We start from the raw sequence: 13,782 nt of genomic DNA on the forward strand, positions 1-13,782 counted from the left end.
ATCTTTTATTTCTGGAAGAATTTATTAAGTTGATAATACAAATTATTGAAATTATAAAAATAAAAAATAAATTCAACAGCTTTAATGTGATACCTGCGAATCGAGCGGGGGGGGAGGGGGGAAGGCCGGATAAGACTTGAAAAATGTATGAACGAAGAGCCCTGTCAAGGTGTCGAAAGTTAAATGAAGGGTAATAAATCCCCGCTTGAAGTTAATCCTTATAAAATTAGAGTAGATGTGTCTCATCTACTCTAATTTTGGTTTTTCAATTATGTAACTGCACTTAACATCCATTTATTTCAAATCGACTAAGATAAAGCATTGATCATCACTTTTGTGATAGGAATGTTCTTGCTTATTAAGGGATTGAATAATCTTCTCCTTAAGTTTAGAGATAGACATAAATTGGTTTTCCGCTAACAACGTACATAAATGTTCTGAATCAAGAGGATCAGTAACACCATCTGTATAAAGAAGGAGCCTACTTCCTTTTGTGTATGTAAAGGTGTTGAATTTAAATTGGATACCTTCAAATGTGCCAATCGGAGGAGTTGTAGAATGTAGCTGATGTAGCTTTCCGTTAGTGTCCTGCAAAAAAGCAGGTGGATGGCCAGCATTGATGTATTCAATTGTTTGTTTATCTGTATCAATTAAAAGGTTGATAGCTGTACAATAATGCCACGCTTCCTCATTCGTTTGGAACAAACTGTGAAGGTGGTTATCCAATTCCTTCATAACATCCTCCGTATTAACCCCTTTTGAAATGAGTCTTTGGAACAAGGAGTGCAGAGACATTGTGATTAATGCTGAAGAAATACCATGCCCCATAACATCAAGTAAAATAATTCCATAACGATGTTGATCTATTTGATAAAACCCGTAAATGTCACCCGATAATTCATTGGAAGCTTCATAGAATGATTCAATTTGAATATTCTGATTCACGATAGGATCAGTCAATGATGTTACTTGAATTTTTCTAGCGAGCTCCAGTTCTTTTTTTGTATTTATTTTGTATATTTGATTTTGTTTGTTCAAGTGCTTTAGATTTTTTAGGGCTTCCTCTAAATCTACATTCATTTTATGCTTAGCGATTAATGCTGCCTCGGCCTCTTTCTTTGCTATGAGTAGTTCATTTTCATACTCATTTCTTTTACGCATTGGGATTAGAACACAATCGATTTCAGTTTTGCCCTGCCTTTTCTTGGGAAGGGCATTCATCATGACAGGTACTTCTTCTCCATTTGAGGATTGTAAAGTGGTATGCATTTCCTCAACCTGATTCTCTAGTTTTACAAGTGGCACAAAATAGAGCTGATGAAAGAGTTGAGCTGGGACTGTAAGGATTGAATTAATTTGATTCCCACTTAGTTCGTCAAGATTATAACCAAGTGTTGTAAGTAACGATTGATTTATTGATAAGATAATTCCATCTTCTGATAAAGTAAGAAAGCCACATGGTGCATCATTCAATTGTTCATCCATTACACAGGCTCACCTCGGTCAGCCTGCCTCCCATTAAAAGTAGCTTCTTTCAGAAAATGACGTATTACCTGTACAGTTTCCTCTGGGTGACTCATATGTGGGCAGTGGCCCGTTGCTACCATCTTTACTAGCGTACTATCAGGAAGATGTTGATAGAGATACTGACCTACTACAGATGGAGCAATAATATCGTCAGAACATTGTAAGATAAGTGATGGTACTGTTACTTTTGCTAAATCTTTGCGGTTGTCTGCGAAAAAAGTGACCTCCGCAAACTGACGAGCAATAATAGGATCAGTTGAGCAAAAACGCTCCGCTAATTCACTTTTTATCTCCGGGCGATTTGTATTATTCAATAATGTCGCGGCAAAGACAGTTGCCCAGCCTATGTAATTTTTCTCCATCATCTCAATTAATCCTAGAAGTTGTTCTTTTTCAAAGCCTCCGTAGTAGTCAGGAGGATCATTCAAATAGCAAGGAGAAGGCCCAAGCATAATAAGGTGAGAGAAGTAATGAGGATGACTCAGTGATGCTAGCATGCCAATCATACTTCCAACAGAATGCCCAACAAAAACAGCCTCTTTTAGGTCTAAAGCCCGACAAACATCAAGAACATCTTGTGCATAACCATCAAGAGTGCTATAACGATTCATATCATAGGCTCGTAAATCTGAATTTCCTGAACCAACATAGTCAAATAAGATAATTTGGTATTCATCTGAAAGGGCTGTAGCAACTGATGTCCACACGCTTTGATCACAGCCGAAACCAGGCGCAAATATGATCGATTGTGTACCGTTACCAATAACCTTCACATTATTACGAGATAGAATCTTCTGGTTCATAAATGAACTCCTTTCTGTAGGGACCTTTTATAGGAAACTGTAATGAATATCATAACATTTAACTGTTATATATGTATGGTCTTCGATAAAATGATCTACATCAAAGGTGAAAATACTTCTTTCTAACTTCTCTGGTGCTCATTTTTTTGTGACTATTATCACAAGTAATGAGAGAAGGGAATTGAATAGGGGCCAATTATTAATAAATAATAAAAAAACTCTTATGAAATTTTGAAAGTAGTAGTTAATGCAATTAACGAATGAGTGAAAAAGCAAACCTTGTCTACGCGATAGGATTTTCTTTTTCACTTTTGTTTGTACGGTATCGATGTAGACTCTAGGGTAAAACAGTGAAGGGTGTAGTTGCTGTAGTTTAAAGTGAAAAGCGTAGTGACACGTGTAAAAGGATTTTGATCTAAGAAACTAAAGAAAAAAACACGGCGCCTCTGTGGGTACCGTGCCCGCTAAACAAATACACTCATTAAAGAGTAACCATAGTACTAGACGTTTTTGATAGGGGGAAATGAACAAAAAATGTGGTTCCATTCCCGCTTGTTTCTATTGTGATGGTTGCATGCTGTCTTTCAGCTACTTTTTGACATATTGACAGTCCAAGTCCTGTTCCGTTTGACTTTGTGCTAAAAAATGGAGTGCCGATTTTTTCGAGGAGTTCCTTTTTTATCCCGTATCCTTCATCTTGAATGGCTAAAATGATCTCTTCGTCTTGTTGATACGTTTTAATCGTAAGTGCCCCGCCACTTTGCATTGATTCTAATCCATTTAATGAGAGATTCAAAAGTAACTGCTTGATTTCGTCTTCATTTAATTGGAGGATTGGACACGGACCTAATTCAAGACGAACCAATTTATTTGAATACATTGCTTTAGCTTGGAGGAGTGGATACAAGGTCTTGATAATAGCATTGAGTTCAACTGGTGTTTGCTTTGATTTGTCCGTTCTTGAAATAGAAAGAAATTCAGATAAGATATCATGAGCTCTGTCTAATTCTTCGATCATAATATCAACAAATTCAGAGGAGGGGTGCTCTTTAGACATTTGTAAAAATCCCCGAATAGTTGTTAGGGGATTTCTAATTTCATGGACAATTCCAGAGGCCATTTCCCCAACAGAATTCAGTCGATCTAAGCGTACCATTTCCTTTTCAACCAATGCTCGTTCCGTAATGTCTGTAATGACTGTTAGTAGACATGCTTCACCATGTGCATCAAGAAACTCAGAAGATAATAAACCTTCACGCATTTCACCTGAATGATTTAAATAACTAATTCGAATATTATGAACGGGATGGTTTAATTCCGACAGTTCCAAAACCAGTTCTTCCATATCTTCTGAATGAATGATGTAGGTTAAGGAGTCCGATGATTGATCTATAATATCAGTATAGTTATCATAACCGGAGTAGGATAACCAACTTTTATTCACATTTATGTACTTCCAATCATCTAGCGAGCGCAGGGAAACTAGACACGGCGTAGCCTCAAAGATTTTACGGAAACGTTCTTCTTCTATTTCTTTTCTTTTTGTAACATCTCGAATAGAACAGACAAAGACACGCTTGCCTGTAATACGTGCTTCACCCAGTTGAACATCAGCAGGAAAATAACTTAGGTTTTTTCGTAAAGCTGAGGTTTCAACAATGTTTCCTGCTTCTCTTTCCTTTGAAAACTGGCTCGACAAATTAGGAACGAGTGTGTTAATGTGATGTCCAATAATTTCATCTTCGCTATATCCAAACATGATTGCAACAGCAGGATTGATCGTCAGGATTGTACCTGTCACATCAAACGTAATAACGGTGTCATCGAGCGTTTCCCCCATAACTTTCATGATTTTATTTTGTAATTTGATTTGTTCCTGGTATTGATGAATTTTAACGAATGCGTCCACTTTCATTTTTAACGTTTCTGGGTGGAATGGCTTTAAAATATAATCAATTGCCCCGGCTTCAAAACCTTGCATCACATGTTCGATCGCTTGACTGATCGCTGTAATAAAAATAATTGGAACTTGTTTCGATTTTTGACGGGACTTAATGATTTTCGCTGTTTCAAATCCATCCAAACCTGGCATTTGAACATCAAGTAAGATAACCGCAATCGTTTCGGTTAAGACATATTTAAGTGCCTCTTCTCCAGAGCTGACACTGATTAGATTGTAGTAGGGCGAAGAGAGCAAGCCTTCAAGTGCAAGTAAATTTTCAGGTCTGTCATCAACTAATAAAATATTCGCTTTCCTTTGAATGTGCCACTTATCTGCAACGTGTTTCATTTGGTCAATCTCCTCTCAGGCTATGTACGGATCTTAGAAGTTGTTTCACTTCATTTGCACAACCAAACCTGTAACAATGAAAAAAGCTGATCTAGGAATACAGGTTTACTAATGTAGTCTGACGCACCTGCCTTCATGCATTTGTCTTTATCGTCTTTCATTGCTTTAGCAGTAAGTGCAATAATTGGTAATGTTTGATATTTAGGCATTGATCTAATCATTTGAATTGTCTCATAGCCATCCATACGTGGCATCATGATATCCATTAGGATTAAATCGATTTCTGGATGTTTCCTTAAAAGTCTAAGCCCTTCTTCTCCGTTTTCAGCAAAAAGAGTGTCCGTACCTTTATCCTCTAATGCGGTGGTGAGCGCAAAAATGTTACGCATATCATCATCGACAATTAGGATTGTTTTTCCTTTCAGAAATGGAGTTTGGTCGTCTGTTTCATCCGAGACATCAACTGTAGCCGCTACGTCATTTATTAAAAAGGTAGGATCAGTTTCGATGTTTGACTCATCCATTGGGAGGTGAAAGGTAAAAGTACTTCCTTCACCAACTTTACTTTCTACCTCAATTCTCCCCCCTAATAGTTCAGCGATTTCTTGGCTTATCGAAAGGCCTAAGCCAGTACCGCCGTATTTACGGTTGGTTGTTCCATCACCTTGTTGAAAGGCTTGAAAGATCAATTGATGTTTCGCTTTAGGGATCCCTATTCCAGTATCTTTTACTGTAAATAAGAGAATAGACCCGCTGTTTTTTGTTGAGAGATGGTTGGGTAGTTTGGCAATTTGAGCATGAAACATGACTTCTCCTTCTTCCGTAAATTTAAATGCATTTGATAGTAAATTTGTTAGTATTTGCTGCAAGCGGTGTCCATCCGTCCAAAGCTTGGTTGGTAGATTGTTACTTAATTGAACATTAAAGGCAAGGTCTTTTTCTAAGGCAAGAGTTGAAAATTGACGCTCAACAAAGATGCACAATTCTTTCACATTAACTTCAGTTGGAGTAGTAGTCATCTTGCCTGACTCGATTTTTGCTAAATCAAGAATATCGTTTATTAATTGGAGCAGGTCTTTGCCAGATCTCGAAATGGTATCAGCATATTCAACTTGTTTCTCAGTAAGATTGCCTTCTTTATTTTCAGTAAGCAAATGGGCTAAAATTAGTAAACTATTCAGTGGAGACCGCAATTCATGAGACATATTAGCGAGAAATTCCGATTTGTATTTTGAGTTGAGCTCAAGTTGTTCTGCTTGTTTTTCCAGCTTTTGTTTTGTTTTAGACAGTTCTTGTGTTTTTTGCTCAGATTGATGAAATTGTTCTTCTAATTTTTCGTTCATGGAAAGTAGTTCTTCCTGCTGCATCTGTAATTCTTCTGATTGACTTTGTAATTCTTCTGTAAAAAGCTTACTCTGTTGCAATAGATTTTCAACCTGCATGCGACCTTTTACACTATTAACCGTAATTCCGATTTGGCTAGCTATTTGTGTTAAAAGGGTTTCTTGTATTTGGGTAAATCGATAGAATGAAGCGAGCTCGATAACGACCGTTACTGTCCCTTCAAATTCAACTGGAATAATGATCAAGCTCACTGGTTTAGCTGCGCCAACTCCTGAAGTGACTTGAACATAGTCTTCTGGAAGATTGGTTAAAAGGATGGTTCGTTTTTCTAGTGCTGCTTGTCCAATAAGGCCTTCGTTGTATCGAAAGCGGGTCGGGTGAGTTTGGGTTGGGCTTTTTCCTGAGAATGCTAGGCTTTGAAAGGATTCATTCTCACCAGAACCTTGTTTTACATAAAATACACCGTAACTAGCCCCAACCATGGGAGTAATTTTCATCATAAATTGCTCGGCTAATGTTTCTAAGTCATGAATGCCTTGATACATCGTTGCGACTTCTGCGATGCTATGTTCTAGCCAACTTTTTTCTTTGAGAGTCAAAGTCATTTTATTAAATGCTTTCGCGATATCGCCCGTTTCGTCTTGCGATGTAACCTCAATTTTTGGTATGTCTTCTGTGTTATTAGAAGTAGTAGTGAAACTAGCGATCACATTCATGATCTTAGAAAGGTTTATCGTGATGTTTTGTGAGATCGCGAAACCGATCGTAATAAAGAGAATAAGGGAAGAGATGCTTAGTATAATGGTCATTCTGTATATATCTTGTACAAGTGCTGTGTTTTCGGCCCTTGCTTCATCCATTAGATGCTGGTTGCGTTCTGTCAGAAGGTTGGCAAGGGGAGCAAGTTTACTTCCTATTGGGAGCACTTCTGTCATAAAAAAATCTAATGCTTCTTGTTGGTTCTGATTTTCGTCATATAGAGTTATCAACTCTTCATACTTTCCTTCAAATTCCTCGTTTAATGCATATAACTCATCTACGTCTTTTTTACTTTCAGGTTGGGTTACCATTGTTCTTGTTTCGGTAATGACATCATTGACCTTGTCGTTTGCTGTTCGTAGCTCACTAATAAAGTGGGGACTTTCCGTTAAGAGGTAGCCTCGCAAACCATTCGTTTGTTCGAGTGTGAGAACTTGAATCTCCTTCGTATTTGATAGAATGTGAACGCGAAGGTCAATCAGACTTGAATATGAATGATTGATTTTGTCGATATAATAATAGAAAGCCATGCTTGTGCCCCCAAAAAAGAGGGCGAGAACAAGAAAGCTTAATAATAATTTTTTTCCAATCGTTAACTTCACAGTACTTCCTCGTTTCTAGTTTGTATTTGCTTTATTTCACGTCTCCTTTATTATAATTCGTTCTGTGAATTTAAATGAAAAATATGTCAGATAATCTGACCTTAAATATGTATTTAAAATACATATTAAAACGATTTCCTTCATTATTATATGGATAGATTAATGAAAACTATAAAAAGAGATGTTCACAAAATAGACATAATTATGATGACCGAATTCGACAGTCAGATTGAATGGCATTGTCATATACTTGCGGTGTTCAACAAACTAGAAAAATTTGGAGGGTTCATAAAGTGACAACTCTAACAATGGAAAAGAAGCAAGTGTTTTCAAATTATACGACCCAATTGTTTTATGATGAAATGTTCGATCAAACAGGGAAAGTAAGATCTTCATATAAAAAGCTCTACGAACGATTTATAAAGATGGGGATTACGGAGCTCAGCAATCGAAATTTGTTTATGCAATTGCAAATGGTGAAAAAGGGGATCACTTTTACCCTGTATGGTGACCAGGAAGATACATCTTCTGAACGTACCATTCCTTTTGATATTAGTCCAAGAATTATAAACTCTGATGAATGGACGTTTCTTGAAGATGGTTTGAAACAAAGGGTGAAAGCCTTAAATGCGTTTATCAAAGATATATACCATGAGCAAAATATTCTTCACGAAGGTATTATTCCACGAAAAATGGTGGTTACGAATCCATATTTCCGTCCTGAAATGGTTGGGGTTAGCATCCCGAATGATAACTACATCCCGTTATCTGGGATTGATTTAATCCGCAGTGAGACAGGAGAGTTTTATGTTCTAGAAGACAATTTACGCAATCCGTCTGGGCTATCCTATGTTTATCAAAACCGTTCAATGATGATGCATCTTTTTCCTGAGTTGTTTTTTGAATACGACGTGCGTGATATAGATCAAGGATTAAATGACTTACTAAGTACCTTACGAAGCTTAGCACCGCAAAATAAAGTGAATCCTCTCGTTGTGTTACTAACACCTGGAGTGCATAATGCTGCTTATTATGATCATACGTTTCTCGCACAAGAGATGGGCATTGAGCTTGTTGAAGGAAGAGATTTAACTGTTATTGATCAGAAAGTGTACTTAAAAGGCATTCAAGGACTTCGTCAAGTCGATGTCATCTATCGCCGGATTGATGATGAGTTTCTGGACCCAATAGCGTTTCGTTCCGATTCAGTTCTAGGGGTACCAGGGTTAATGAATGCGTACCGTGCTGGACAAGTCGCTCTTACTAACGCACCTGGAACAGGGGTCGCAGATGATAAAGCCGTTTATGCGTTTGTTCCTGATATGATTCGCTTTTATTTAAATGAAGAGCCGATTTTAAAAAATGTTCCTACATATACATTATCAAATGAGGAGGAAATTCAATATGTTCTTTCCCATTTACGAGAGTTGGTCGTAAAAGAACGGTCTCTATCCGGTGGATATGGCATGCTAATAGGACCAAAAGCTTCCATAAAGGAGATCAAGGAGTTTGCAGTGAAAATCAGAAAGAATCCTGAACGCTTTATTGCGCAGCCAACATTAAAGCTATCCTGTGCTCCTTCTTTAATGGAGGATGGAGAGGTTGCTCCTCGTCATATCGATTTGCGTGCGTTTGTATTTAAAGGGAAAGAGATTCAACTCGTACCAGGTGGGTTAACAAGAGTGGCACTAAAAAAAGGATCGTTAGTAGTGAATTCATCGCAAGGTGGCGGAACAAAAGATACATGGGTTTTGGAAAGAAAGTAATAGAATAAAAGTATAAATGAGGTGAGTATGATGATGAATCGTTCCGCGGAATTATTATTTTGGATAGGGCGTTATTTAGAAAGAACAGAAAATCATACGAGATTAATAGATGTGAATTATCATATGCGTCACGAATTAAAAGGAAGTGCCAATAATTATCAGGTTTGTAAATGGGAACGACTTATTACCACAATTGGTAGTGATTATTCATCTAAGAAAGATGACGAGCCAATGAATGAAACAACTGCACTTAGGCTATTAACGTTTGAACGTACGAACGTAAACTCTATTTACTCTTGTATAAATCAAGCAAGAGGCAACATGCGGGCACTTAGACAATTGTTACCAGATGATTTATGGGATAGTATGAATTCTTTTTACCTTTGGATGAAAGAACAAGATATACATAATGTGATGGAGCAATCGCCACATCTCTTTTATCAGCGTATCAGAGAATGGCTTGCGGCAATTAATGGGACTACAGATTCCGTTCTTCTTCGAGGACAAGAATGGAATTTCATTCAAGTTGGTAAATTCTTAGAAAGAGCTGAAAATACGATACGTATACTCCAAACGATCTACAGCAATTTAATCGAAGATCATGATTTTCCTTTCGATCAAAAGCATTACAATCGGATGCTTATCTTATTAAAGTCTGTCGGTGGTTATGAAGCATTTCGGAAATTTCATGCTGATCACGTCACGTTTGTAGAGGTCTTTGAATTTATTATGCTTAATTCGCAATTTCCTCGCTCGGTAAACTTTGCACTAGGGTCATTGGAGGCAAGCTTGCTAGTAATTAAGCAGGATGATTACCAATTAGCTGCATTATCAGATCAAGCGATAGATCTAACAGGGGGAGTGAAAGAGGTATTGTCTGGTTTGAAGGCAAAAGGGGACGGATTAGAATTACTGCAAGAGATGATGAATTCTTGCTATCAACTGGATCGTACCATCTCCGAAAATTTCTTTCAGGAGGAGTTTGTTAAAGCGTGAAACTACAAGTCTCTCATTTTACAAAATATTTTTATCAAGAGCCGGTCGAAGATAGTGTCAATGAGGTTCGGTTGACTCCAATAACAGATGATCATCAGACATGTTGCAATCATACCATTTTACTTGAGCCGACGGTGCCTTTATTTTCATATAAAGATTACTTTGGGAATGTTGTTCATCATTTTACTATTCAAGGACCTCATCAAAGGCTCGTGGTCGAATCACGTTCAATTGTAGAAACGGAAGAAAAACATTCCGTTGCTCTAAACCAGGTTTCTTATGGGGATGAATGTGAGATTTTAGATGGTGAAATGTTTCAGAATCAGTACGCTGAATTTTTAATAGAAACGAATTATACGCGGATTACTCCTGAGTTACGAATGTTTTGTGCATCCATACATCAAGAACGTGTAAGCAGTGTCTACGAATTGCTTGAACAAATCTCGCATTTATTATTCAGTCGATTCACTTATGATACAGATGCATCTAATGTTCATACGACTGTCGAAGAGACATTGCGGTTAAATCGAGGAGTCTGTCAAGATTATGCCCATGTCATGATAGCGATTTGCCGTATGTATGGTATCCCGGCGAGATATGTAAGTGGTTATCATTTTATTGGCGATGTCAATGATGATCAAACTGAAATTCAGCATGCTTCACACGCATGGGTAGAAGCCTATGTTCCTTTTGTAGGATGGATCGGCTTTGATCCAACGAATAATGGAAAAATTGACTGGCGTTACATTAAAATTGGTCATGGCAGAAACTACAGTGATATTGTTCCGTTTAAAGGTGTTTACCAAGGGGCAGGAACGCATGATCTCGACGTGTTTGTTGATATAAGAATTTACAGAGAGTAAAACCTTAAAAGACACCAAATTATCATAGAGGATAATAAGAGCGGTATTCTACTGAAAAAGTCTACCGAGGAAGTGGAAATGGCTCCGCACGTTGCGCGCCTGCGGATTGAGAAACCCACTCATAGCGGGCTTAAAGTGTGAGACACTTCTCATACCAATGGCAACGACTACGCTCAGTGCCCTCTCTGTCCCTACCTGTTCGGTTGTTCGTATCAAGTCTGAAGAAAAAAGCATAAGTCGAAGGTAGAGAGGCTGTCCCAAAAGGTCATAAATAAATGTCCTCTTGAAGACAGCCCTATTTTTTTAGATTCGAAGGACAGGCTTAACGTAAATTAATTTCACATACCATATTGTTTTGTAAACGGGTTGGATGAAAGTAATTGTTAATCCTCAGGTGTGATAGTGGAACAATCAAATAGAAATAATTCAATCGTTGGTGGAAAGCACTCCTTTTATAGGATTTGCTAGTAAAAAAAGAGAAGAGGTTTACCAAAATAAACAGAATGGTTACGGCAACTAAAATGGTTGAAATCATTTAAGGTTGTACGTTCTCCTTTCCATTCACTTTTTATTTTATTCAATAAATACCCTAAAAGGTAAAAGTTAATCTTAACTAATCTTTAGGGTATTTTATAGTTAGAAAATCGCCAAGACATGGAATTCTATGTCTTTTTTTCATTTGTTTCAATGAAGTAACAATCTTTTAATCTATATAACACTTCAATTAAAGAAGCTTTTGAAAGTAGGGGAAGTATCAATATTTAAATATTACAAAGTTTGAATTTGAAAACATAAAAGTGAATTTTATAGTGATGCTGGAAAAAAACCTCGTTTTAATTAAAAAGATTAATGGTATACACACATAAACCAATTAAAAAGGTTTCCTAGACTAACAACAAAGGAGGAAGAGCAGATGAGTATTACAAAAAGTACAGATAGTTCAAGTCTTGCGGAAGTGATTGACAGAATACTAGACAAAGGAATTGTGATTGATGCTTTCGTTAGGGTCTCACTTGTTGGGATAGAAATACTTACTGTTGAAGCTCGAGTCGTTATCGCTAGCGTCGATACATGGCTACGCTATGCAGAGGCTGTTGGACTCCTGAGAGATGAAGTTGAAGAAGAAGGTCTTTTGAGAAATAACCAAGATCGTGGGACACAATTTAGTTTTTAGATCACACGTTTACTTAAATAGAAAACAAGAAATGAGGTCAACTTACTATGACAGTTGCAGAAAAGAAAGAACAGAATGAAGAAATAGAGCAAAACGAAGAGAGAAAGGACGACAATCATCATTCTATGAACTTAGCGATAATTGGTGGAGTGGTCGGAGCGGGAATAGGCTTGCTATCTAGTCCTGGAACGAGCAAGAAAGTCATCAGAAATATAAGTGAATCAGAGGTTATGAGAGTAGCTGGTAGAGAATTAAAAAGAGCAGCTCAAGAAATTCTTACAGAGCAAGCTGTTAATAGCATTAGACAAACAGCGTCCGGCTATATGAATAAATCTGGAGGAGGCTTATTGTCACTTAAAAAGAAGCATGATGAGAATGATGAGGAAGATCATTCGAGCGATGAAGATCCTTCGTCTCATTACGAAGAAATCAAAGAAGATAACAAACAGTTAAATGAACGCCTTGAAAAAATTGAAAATATGCTAAATAAGCTAGCTGATTCAAAGAAATCATAAGTCCACTTTCGCTACGTAAAGGGAGGAGTTGGATGGACAAACCAGTGAAAAAGGCCGTAGGGAAGGTTGCCAAAAAAGTCGTAGAACATACCCCTGAGCCAATAAAAGAACAAGTAAAAGATACAGTAATACAAAAAACGAAAGACACACTTGTTGAGAATGTACAAGCAAAGGCTGATAAAGCGGCTAGCCGATTAGAGAAAGCCAAAGATGAAAATGCTGATAAAATTCATGACAAAGCAGACCAAGCGAAAGAAAAGGCTCAAGATGTATTGCTTTCTGTTCGAGACAAGATCGGTAATGTTGTTGAAGCAGGTCAAGAGTTTCAAGAAAAGATCTCTTCAGCAAATAAAGAGGATGAGCGAAATGGTAAGAATGTTAGAAAGATAAAAGGCGTTAGCAATATTAAGAGTTATAAGTATGTTAAGAGTGCTACCGCTATTAAAAGCTCAAAGAACATCAAATCCTCCAATGACATTAAGACGATGAGTTCTTAAATGGAACGGTGAAAGGAGAATAACGAATGTCAATTCAAAAAAGTGCAGATAGTTCAAGCTTAGCTGAGGTAATTGACCGGATTTTAGATAAAGGAATTGTGATTGATGCATTTGTAAGAGTCTCGGTAGTAGGGATTGAAATTTTAACCGTTGAAGCGAGAGTTGTGATTGCAAGTGTGGATACATGGTTACGTTATGCAGAGGCAGTTGGGTTGCTTCGAGATGGGGTTGAAGAAAATGGACTTCCACCCCAGCAAAATGAACGAAATGCGAGCTTTAGTGTGTAGGTGTGGATTGATGGAGTCAGGGGTAGAGCCTAGCCCTGGCCTCCCATCTATATTTAGCAGGAGGTCACTATGGAAATTAAAAAAATCATGGGAAATGTTGCTGACTTCTTTAATGAACATGTAGCTCCTGTTCATAAGATTACCTCAGTCGAAGAAAATGACAACCATGGTTGGAAGCTTACGGTTGAAGTTATTGAAGAAAAGGAATACATGAAAAAGTATGCAAAAGATGAAATGCTAGGTGTGTATGATGTTCAACTTAATCAACAGAAGGAAGTTACATCGTTTAAAAGACGTGATATTCGTTATCGTAGTGCCATTGGTCAAGAAGTGTAGGACGTGGTGAGTAGGAGGGAAAA

General features: G+C 37.5%; 12 protein-coding genes. 8 read left to right on the plus strand and 4 right to left on the minus strand.

The window, feature by feature from the left end; translation table 11 throughout:
• Positions 1 to 294 precede the first annotated feature (294 nt).
• From SLH51_RS13485 to SLH51_RS13500, 4 genes are all read right to left on the minus strand, one after another.
• Positions 295 to 1,485 carry a SpoIIE family protein phosphatase gene (locus SLH51_RS13485; RefSeq protein WP_335961840.1) on the minus strand — a complete coding sequence of 397 codons (1,191 nt, stop codon included), beginning with the start codon at positions 1,483 to 1,485 and terminating at the stop codon, positions 295 to 297.
• Positions 1,485 to 2,330: an alpha/beta fold hydrolase gene (locus SLH51_RS13490; protein ID WP_335961841.1), complete on the minus strand. Its 846-nt coding sequence runs from the start codon at positions 2,328 to 2,330 to the stop codon at positions 1,485 to 1,487. Before SLH51_RS13490 ends, SLH51_RS13485 begins: the two co-directional genes overlap by 1 nt.
• A gap of 481 nt (positions 2,331 to 2,811) precedes the next feature.
• On the minus strand, positions 2,812 to 4,620 hold the full coding sequence (locus SLH51_RS13495) for a PAS domain S-box protein (RefSeq protein ID WP_335961843.1): 1,809 nt from the start codon (positions 4,618 to 4,620) through the stop codon (positions 2,812 to 2,814).
• A gap of 50 nt (positions 4,621 to 4,670) precedes the next feature.
• Positions 4,671 to 7,325: an ATP-binding protein gene (locus tag SLH51_RS13500; protein WP_335961844.1), complete on the minus strand. Its 2,655-nt coding sequence runs from the start codon at positions 7,323 to 7,325 to the stop codon at positions 4,671 to 4,673.
• 308 nt (positions 7,326 to 7,633) lie between these two features.
• Here SLH51_RS13500 and SLH51_RS13505 point away from each other — a divergent pair, with 308 nt between their 5' ends.
• From SLH51_RS13505 to gvpO, 8 genes are all read left to right on the plus strand, one after another.
• The gene (locus SLH51_RS13505; protein ID WP_335961899.1) at positions 7,634 to 9,091 is read left to right on the plus strand and encodes a circularly permuted type 2 ATP-grasp protein; all 1,458 of its coding nucleotides are present in this window, start codon (positions 7,634 to 7,636) and stop codon (positions 9,089 to 9,091) included.
• A 30-nt stretch (positions 9,092 to 9,121) separates the two neighbouring features.
• Positions 9,122 to 10,087: an alpha-E domain-containing protein gene (locus tag SLH51_RS13510; protein ID WP_335961845.1), complete on the plus strand. Its 966-nt coding sequence runs from the start codon at positions 9,122 to 9,124 to the stop codon at positions 10,085 to 10,087.
• Positions 10,084 to 10,950: a transglutaminase family protein gene (locus SLH51_RS13515; RefSeq protein WP_335961847.1), complete on the plus strand. Its 867-nt coding sequence runs from the start codon at positions 10,084 to 10,086 to the stop codon at positions 10,948 to 10,950. Before SLH51_RS13510 ends, SLH51_RS13515 begins: the two co-directional genes overlap by 4 nt.
• Positions 10,951 to 11,863: 913 nt before the next feature.
• Positions 11,864 to 12,124: a gas vesicle structural protein GvpA gene (gene gvpA / locus SLH51_RS13520; protein ID WP_335961848.1), complete on the plus strand. Its 261-nt coding sequence runs from the start codon at positions 11,864 to 11,866 to the stop codon at positions 12,122 to 12,124.
• A gap of 47 nt (positions 12,125 to 12,171) precedes the next feature.
• Complete coding sequence (gene gvpT / locus SLH51_RS13525; RefSeq protein ID WP_335961849.1) at positions 12,172 to 12,639, plus strand: GvpT/GvpP family gas vesicle accessory protein; 468 nt, start codon at positions 12,172 to 12,174, stop codon at positions 12,637 to 12,639.
• Between the two features lie 32 nt (positions 12,640 to 12,671).
• Positions 12,672 to 13,136, plus strand: a complete 465-nt coding sequence (gene gvpQ, locus SLH51_RS13530; RefSeq protein ID WP_335961850.1) for a gas vesicle protein GvpQ — start codon at positions 12,672 to 12,674, stop codon at positions 13,134 to 13,136.
• A gap of 26 nt (positions 13,137 to 13,162) precedes the next feature.
• Positions 13,163 to 13,423, plus strand: coding sequence for a gas vesicle protein GvpJ (gene gvpJ / locus SLH51_RS13535; protein WP_335961851.1), 261 nt, complete (start codon positions 13,163 to 13,165; stop codon positions 13,421 to 13,423).
• A gap of 69 nt (positions 13,424 to 13,492) precedes the next feature.
• Positions 13,493 to 13,759 carry a gas vesicle protein GvpO gene (gene gvpO, locus SLH51_RS13540; RefSeq protein ID WP_335961852.1) on the plus strand — a complete coding sequence of 89 codons (267 nt, stop codon included), beginning with the start codon at positions 13,493 to 13,495 and terminating at the stop codon, positions 13,757 to 13,759.
• Positions 13,760 to 13,782: the final 23 nt, after the last annotated feature.

This window comes from Halalkalibacter kiskunsagensis, from assembly GCF_037027555.1.
In the GTDB taxonomy this organism is placed as follows: domain Bacteria; phylum Bacillota; class Bacilli; order Bacillales; family Bacillaceae_D; genus Halalkalibacter; species Halalkalibacter kiskunsagensis.

What these genes read in the sequence shown, in the direction of transcription:
- SLH51_RS13490 (WP_335961841.1), bottom strand. Translation starts at nt 2,330, where the DNA reads ATGAACCAGAAGATTCTATCTCGTAATAATGTGAAGGTTATTGGTAAC.
- SLH51_RS13505 (WP_335961899.1), top strand. Translation starts at nt 7,634, where the DNA reads ATGGAAAAGAAGCAAGTGTTTTCAAATTATACGACCCAATTGTTTTAT.
- gvpT (WP_335961849.1), top strand. Translation starts at nt 12,172, where the DNA reads ATGACAGTTGCAGAAAAGAAAGAACAGAATGAAGAAATAGAGCAAAAC.
- SLH51_RS13485 (WP_335961840.1), bottom strand. Translation starts at nt 1,485, where the DNA reads ATGGATGAACAATTGAATGATGCACCATGTGGCTTTCTTACTTTATCA.
- SLH51_RS13495 (WP_335961843.1), bottom strand. Translation starts at nt 4,620, where the DNA reads ATGAAACACGTTGCAGATAAGTGGCACATTCAAAGGAAAGCGAATATT.
- SLH51_RS13510 (WP_335961845.1), top strand. Translation starts at nt 9,122, where the DNA reads ATGATGAATCGTTCCGCGGAATTATTATTTTGGATAGGGCGTTATTTA.
- gvpJ (WP_335961851.1), top strand. Translation starts at nt 13,163, where the DNA reads ATGTCAATTCAAAAAAGTGCAGATAGTTCAAGCTTAGCTGAGGTAATT.
- gvpO (WP_335961852.1), top strand. Translation starts at nt 13,493, where the DNA reads ATGGAAATTAAAAAAATCATGGGAAATGTTGCTGACTTCTTTAATGAA.
- gvpQ (WP_335961850.1), top strand. Translation starts at nt 12,672, where the DNA reads ATGGACAAACCAGTGAAAAAGGCCGTAGGGAAGGTTGCCAAAAAAGTC.
- gvpA (WP_335961848.1), top strand. Translation starts at nt 11,864, where the DNA reads ATGAGTATTACAAAAAGTACAGATAGTTCAAGTCTTGCGGAAGTGATT.